Annotated in this window: 1 protein-coding gene; it reads right to left on the reverse strand. The window is 35.8% G+C overall.

Annotated elements, in window-relative coordinates:
* Positions 1-254 precede the first annotated feature (254 nt).
* Positions 255-812, reverse strand: coding sequence for a metallophosphoesterase (locus Q0277_RS10005; protein ID WP_297997684.1), 558 nt, complete (start codon positions 810-812; stop codon positions 255-257).
* Between the last annotated feature and the right edge of the window lie 400 nt (positions 813-1,212).

Raw genomic sequence — 1,212 nt, forward strand, 5'->3', positions numbered from 1 at the left:
TAAACGCTTTTTCAAACAAAATTTAGACGCAGAAAAAGAATGCGAAGTAGAAATTTACGGATTTAATGAAAGCGATTTTGAATTACTCAAAGAGATTCTGATTAAAAGCTAAATTTTGGCTCGCTACAAGCAAAACGCTCTATCAATAGCAAGCAGGATAAAATTCGTTAATGCCGAACATTTTGCAATGATACCACACTTCGCTATTATGAAATTTCCATTAGAATTTTATAAATTTATTTGAAATTTTAAAGCTAAATTTCTAAAATATTAAGCTTCAGACTTGAATTATAAATCGTGCAATCGCCGATTTTATCAATATCTAAAAGCGGATTATGCACGTGTCCGCAAAGGATTATTTTTGCTTTTAAAAGTCCGTGCTTTAGCACTCGAAAAAGCTCTTTATCACCAAAATCTCTGCCGCGCTCTATGGACGTTTGCGTATGTGCAGGCGGAATATGCGTAAGTAGCACGTCGCACTCTGCAAAATCCAAAATATCCGCGCAGAGATAAGGGGCGCAGCCAAATTTAATACCCTCAAGCATCTTAATATCGCCATCCGCATAAATATTAGACGCTCGTATCCAAGAAACGTCGCCAGACTCACTCACGTCATGATTTCCGCTACATACAAAGATAGGCTTTTTAAAATTTTCTAACCACCGCTTCACCCACGCTTTTTGTCCTACGATATCTTTTTGTTTTGTGTCTATCAGATCGCCGCTTATGCAACAAATGTCAAATTCTAAGCTTAAAATTCGATCAAATTTAGCTTTATCGAAATGTAGATCACTCGCATGTAGAATTTTCATAACGTTTTTGGACTACCGCTTTTATATAATTTAGAAACCTTGCTCGCTAACCATTTTAACTCCTCTTTCATTACTTATCCGTTTTTTGAAATTCCGCGCATTATATCTAAATTTAAGTAGTCGTATTGCTGCTACGAGTGGAATTGAAGCAATTTATAAAATTTAAAATTCTCATTTTGTAAATAAATTTGATAAAATTTAGCCATTTATTGATTATAATCAATTTTTTTTCCTAAATAAAATCTTAAAATTACCAACTAAATTTTTTATAAAGGATTTCTATGAGCGACAATCTAGAGATGTTCTGTCATCAGTGCCAAATGAGCGCGCCCGAGGGCTGCGGCGCAAAGGGCCAAGACCGCGGCACCTGCGGTAAAACCTCCACGCTGGCGTTACTTCA

Source organism: uncultured Campylobacter sp., assembly GCF_938030815.1.
Classification (GTDB): domain Bacteria; phylum Campylobacterota; class Campylobacteria; order Campylobacterales; family Campylobacteraceae; genus Campylobacter_B.

Excerpts from the sequence above, each read along its gene's own strand:
- Q0277_RS10005 (WP_297997684.1), bottom strand. The coding sequence starts at position 812 with ATGAAAATTCTACATGCGAGTGATCTACATTTCGATAAAGCTAAATTT.